Genomic DNA, 5,049 nt, shown 5'->3' with positions numbered 1-5,049 from the left:
CCGGCCAGCTACACCTTCACCACCGCGGGCGCCCACACCCTCTACGCCTACGCCAAGGACGCGGCGGGCAACGTCTCCAACGGCGCCAGCGCCAGCGTGACCATCACCCTGCCCGATACCACGGCCCCGACGGTCACGTCCTTCACGATTCCCGCCACCTCGACGAGCCTGACGGTGTCCATCACCACGCTCACCGCCAGCGACAACGTCGGCGTGACCGGCTTCCTGGTCAACGAGAGCGCCACCAAGCCTGCCGCCACGGCCGCGGGCTGGGCGGCGACCGCACCGGCCAGCTACACCTTCACCACCGCGGGCGCCCACACCCTCTACGCCTACGCCAAGGACGCCGCGGGCAACGTCTCCAACGGCGCCAGCGCCTCGGTGACCATCACCCTGCCGCCGCCGGCCGACACCACGGCCCCGACGGTGACCTCCTTCACCATCCCGGCCACATCGACCTCGCTGACCGTGCCGATCACGGGCCTGGCGGCGACCGACAACGTCGGTGTGACCGGCTTCCTGGTCAACGAGAGCATGATGAAGCCCTCGGCGACCGCCGCGGGCTGGACGGCGACCGCGCCGGCCAGCTACACCTTTGCCACCGAAGGCGCCCACACCCTCTACGCCTACGCCAAGGACGCCGCGGGCAACGTCTCCAACGGCGCGAGCGCCTCGGTGACCATCACGATCACCCAGCCGCCCCCTCCGCCGCCTCCTCCCCCCACCGGCACGATGCTGTTCTCCGACGACTTCTCCGACGCCACTGATACCGGTGACCCCAACTGGGACACGGTGGCCGGGCGGTTTGCCGGCCGCAACGGCACCCTTGCCGCCACTGGCCGCTACACCAACATCGCGCTGGTCCACGACGTGGTCGCCCTCGATCCCTTCCTCGGCGGCCGCATCCAGACCGGGGTCCAGCTCTTGGACGTTGACGAGGGCAACCCGACGGCCGGCATCGTCTTCGACTACCAGGATGCCGAGCACTACCGCTTCGTGGTCTACAGCCGCGAGCGCCAGACCGTCAGCATCGGTGAAGTGGGCGCCTCGCACGACGACGACTCCGGGCCGACGATGATGAAGACGAGGAGGGTCACCCTGCGCGACAGCAGGCTCTGGCATACCCTGCGCGTCGATGTCGACCCGAACGCCGGCACGGTCAAGGTCTTCCTCGACGGCAACGCCACGCCCGCCGTCCAGCAGACCTTCACCTCGGTCGGCAACGGGCGTGTCGGCCTGATCGCGACGCGGGCGCGCCTCAAGGCGGCCTTCGACAACTTCAAGGTCGAGGACCCGAGCGTCCTGACGCAGTAGACGTTCCATCGCAGTCGGGGGAGCGGGAAACGATTCCCGCTCCCCCTTTCTTTTGTTATCCCGCGAGACATAGAACGATTTCTCAAGGATGTGTTTCTTATCCATTGAAATCATATTGATTTTCAATTGAACTGGGGCGAACACCCCATAGGCGGTCTCCTTCGGTCCATCTATTCTTTTTTCAGCCGCGCCGATCGCCCCTTCTTGGCGATGGACTGATCGCGGCGGCTGGACGCGGACGCTCCCGCGCGAGCGTGTGAGGGGACCCCATGACGCGATCAGGCCCGCCCGCATGAACCCCGCCCTCTGGCCCCTGGCCCTCTATGCCGCCTTGGCCGTGCTCGTCGCCGCCGGGATGCTCGGGGTCTCGGCGCTGCTCGGGCAGCGTCACATGGAACGGGGAACCGGGACTCCGTACGAATCCGGCATCGTGTCGGCCAGACGGTCCGAGTCGGGATTCAACGTCAGGTACTACCTGGTCGCGATGCTCTTCCTGATCTTCGATGTCGAGTCGGTCTTCATCTTCGCGTGGGCCGTGGCGCTGCGCGAGGCCGGGTGGCCGGGCTTCGCCGCGATCGCCTGGTTCAACCTCGTGCTCCTCGCCATGCTCGCCTACCTCTGGCGCAGCGGGGCCTTCGCCTGGTCCGACCGCGTCCCCGGACGGTACCCCCGGCCGCCGGCGCGCCGGCCCGCGGAGGACCGTCGGTGACCCCGCCGCTGGAGGACGCCCTGCGCGGCAGCGTCCTGTACGCCCGCCTGCAGGACCTCGCCGCCTGGAGCCGCAAGAACTCCATCTGGCCCTTCAACTTCGGCCTCTCCTGCTGCTTCGTCGAGATGGCCACGAGCGTCACGAGCCGCTACGACATCGCGCGCTTCGGCGCCGAGGTCCTGCGGGCCACGCCGCGCGAGGCCGACCTGATGGTCGTCGCCGGCACGGTCTTCGTGAAGATGGCGCCGGTCGTGCGCTGGCTCTACGAGCAGATGATGGAGCCGCGCTGGGTGATCTCGATGGGCGCGTGCGCCAACTCCGGCGGGATGTACGACATCTACAGCGTCGTCCAGGGGGTGGACACGATCCTGCCGGTCGACGTCTACATACCGGGCTGTCCGCCGCGGCCGGAGGCGTTCATGGAGGCGCTGCTGCTCCTGCAGGAGAAGGTCGGCCGCGAGCGACGCCCCCTGAGCTGGGTCGCCGGTCCGCAGGGGTTCGAGCGGCCGGCGATGCCCTCGCAGCGGGAGGCGAAGCGGGCGGAGCGCGCCCGCGCCGTCGCCCTGCGCGCGCCGGACCGCCTGTAGGAGCTCAGCGCGTGACAGAGAGCGGCGGGAGCGCTGGGGGCGCGGTCCCCGAGGAGCTGCGCGCGCGTTTCGGCGAGGCGGCGCTGCTCCCCGGAGCGACGCGCGACGGCGTGCCCACGTTCTGGGTCCCGCCGGCCGCGGCCGTCCCGATCCTCGCCCACCTCGCAGGCGGCGCCGCGCCGCGCTATCCGATGCTCTACGACCTGTTCGCCATCGATGAGCGCCTGCGGGGGCACCGCGCGGGCGAGCCGCCGGCCGACTTCACGGTCTGCTACCACCTCTTCTCGCCGGACCTCGATGAGGACCTCCGGCTGAAGGTCGCCCTCTCCGGGGAGCACCCCGAGCTGCCGACGGCCACCGGGGTCTGGCCCGCCGCCGACTGGTACGAGCGCGAGGCCTGGGACATGTTCGGGATCCGTTTCGGCGGCCACCCGAACCTGCGGCGCCTGCTCTCGCCGCCGCACTGGCAGGGACACCCGCTGCGCAAGGAGCACCCGGCACGCGCGACCGAGATGGAACCGCTGCGCCTCACGGGGGACCGCGAGGAGCGGGCCGAGCAGGCGCTGCAGTTCCGGCCGGAGGAGTGGGGGCTGCGGCGCAGGAGCGCGGACACCGAGCTGCTGTTCCTGAACCTCGGCCCGCAGCACCCGGGCACGCACGGGCTGCTGCGCGTCGTGCTCGAGCTCGACGGCGAGGAGATCGTGGATGCCGTCCTCGACATCGGCTACCACCACCGCGGCGCCGAGAAGATGGGCGAGCGACAGAGCTGGCACACCTTCATCCCCTACACGGACCGCATCGACTACCTCGGTGGCGTCCTCAACAACTTCCCCTACCTGCTCGCGCTCGAGCGGCTCGCCGGCATCGAGGTCCCGCCGAAGGCGCAGATGATCCGCGTCATGCTCGCCGAGCTCTTCCGCATCGCCTCCCACCTGGTCTGGTACGGCACGTTCGCGCAGGACCTCGGGGCGCTCTCGCCGGTGTTCTACACCTTCAGCGACCGCGAGCGCGTCCTCGACGTGGTGGCGGCGATCACCGGCGGCCGCATGCACCCCGGCTGGTTCCGCATCGGCGGCGTGGCGAACGACCTGCCCGAGGGGTGGGAGGGGCCGCTGGACGTCCTGCTCGCCGACCTGCCGCGGCGGCTCGACGAGTACGACCGGCTGATCATGGGCAATGCGATCTTCCGGGCGCGCACCAGGGGCATCGGCGCCTACACGCGCGACGAGGCCCTCGCCTGGGGCGTGACCGGTCCCGGCCTGCGCGCCTGCGGCACCGACTGGGACCTGCGCAAGCGCCGCCCCTACTCCGGCTACGACGCGCTGGAGTTCGACGCGGTGAGCGCGGAGGGCGGCGACTGCTGGGCGCGCAGCCTCGTGCGGGTGGGCGAGATGCGCCAGAGCCTGCGGATCGTCGCGCAGTGCCGGCGCCTCATGCCCGCCGGGCCCGTGCGCGCCGACCACCCCCTGGCGGTGCCGCCGCCGCGCGAGCGCATGCTGCACGACATCGAGACGCTCATCCAGCACTTCCTCGGCGCCAGCTGGGGACCGGTGATCCCGCCCGGGGAGGCCTTCGCCGCCGTCGAGGCGGCCAAGGGGAGCAACGGGTACCACCTCGTCAGCGACGGCTCGACGATGCCCTACCGCGTGCGGATCCGCACGCCCTCGTTCCCGCACCTGCAGATGCTGCCGCTCATCTGCCGGGGGCTGACCCTCCCCGATCTGATGGCGGTCCTCGGCTCCATCGACTACGTCCTCGCGGACGTGGACCGCTAGAGGCGCCCGCGGTGCTCAGCGACGAGGAGCGGCGCGTGATCGTGGAGGCGGCCCGGGGGCTGCCCGAGGCGCGCGGGGCCTGCGTCGAAGCCCTCGCGATCGTGCAGCGCGGCCGCGGCTGGGTCGCCGACGAGATCGCGGAGATCGCGACGCTGCTGGGCATGGCCGTCGACGAGCTCGACGCGGTGGCCACCGCCTACAGCCTGGTCTTCCGCCGGCCGGTCGGGCGGCACGTCATCCAGATCTGCGACTGCGTCGCGTGCTGGATCCTGGGACACGAAACGGTCCTCGAGCACCTGGTGCGACGCCTCGGCGCCGGCCTCGGCGAGACGACGGCGGACGGCGAGTTCACCCTGCTGCCGGCGGCGTGCCTCGGCGCCTGCGACCGGGCGCCCGCGATGCTCGTCGACGCCGAGCTCCACGGCGAGCTGACCCCCGAGCGGATCGACGCGATCCTCGCGAGGTACCGCGCATGAGCGCGCCGCTGCCGCTCACCGGCGCGATGCCCGCCGGCGCCGCGCCGTGGGACCTGGACGCCTACGAAGCCGGCGGGGGCTACGCGGCGGCGCGCACCGCCCTGCGCGAGCTGTCGCCGGAGCGCGTCGAGGCGCTCGTCACCGCGAGCACGCTGCGCGGCCGCGGCGGCGCCGGCTTCCCGACCGGG

The 5,049-nt window shown here is 71.5% G+C and carries 6 protein-coding genes; all 6 read left to right on the top strand.

From position 1 onward, the window contains the following. Positions 1 to 1,314: hypothetical protein (locus VI078_14830; protein HEY6000558.1), on the top strand; the 1,314-nt coding region annotated here is incomplete at its 5' end. Positions 1,315 to 1,606: 292 nt separating this feature from the next. Continuing rightward, positions 1,607 to 2,023: an NADH-quinone oxidoreductase subunit A gene (locus tag VI078_14825; GenBank protein HEY6000557.1), complete on the top strand. Its 417-nt coding sequence runs from the start codon at positions 1,607 to 1,609 to the stop codon at positions 2,021 to 2,023. Then, positions 2,020 to 2,610 (top strand): NADH-quinone oxidoreductase subunit B family protein, encoded by a 591-nt coding sequence (locus VI078_14820; protein ID HEY6000556.1) that lies wholly within the window; start codon positions 2,020 to 2,022, stop codon positions 2,608 to 2,610. The genes VI078_14825 and VI078_14820 overlap by 4 nt, the downstream gene beginning before the upstream one ends. Positions 2,611 to 2,621: 11 nt before the next feature. Further along, positions 2,622 to 4,385, top strand: a complete 1,764-nt coding sequence (gene nuoC, locus VI078_14815) for an NADH-quinone oxidoreductase subunit C/D (GenBank protein ID HEY6000555.1) — start codon at positions 2,622 to 2,624, stop codon at positions 4,383 to 4,385. 11 nt (positions 4,386 to 4,396) lie between these two features. After that, complete coding sequence (gene nuoE / locus VI078_14810; protein HEY6000554.1) at positions 4,397 to 4,861, top strand: NADH-quinone oxidoreductase subunit NuoE; 465 nt, start codon at positions 4,397 to 4,399, stop codon at positions 4,859 to 4,861. Continuing rightward, positions 4,858 to 5,049 (top strand): NADH-quinone oxidoreductase subunit F (locus tag VI078_14805; GenBank protein HEY6000553.1); only part of this gene is annotated, 192 nt, incomplete at its 3' end. The genes nuoE and VI078_14805, both read left to right, overlap by 4 nt.

The sequence above is a fragment of the bacterium genome (assembly GCA_036524115.1).
Taxonomy (GTDB): Bacteria; JAUVQV01; JAUVQV01; order JAUVQV01; family DATDCY01; genus DATDCY01.
Note: the sequence above shows the minus strand (reverse complement) of the source record. Positions and strands in the feature narration are given on the sequence as shown.

What these genes read in the sequence shown, in the direction of transcription:
- VI078_14825 (HEY6000557.1), top strand. Translation starts at nt 1,607, where the DNA reads ATGAACCCCGCCCTCTGGCCCCTGGCCCTCTATGCCGCCTTGGCCGTG.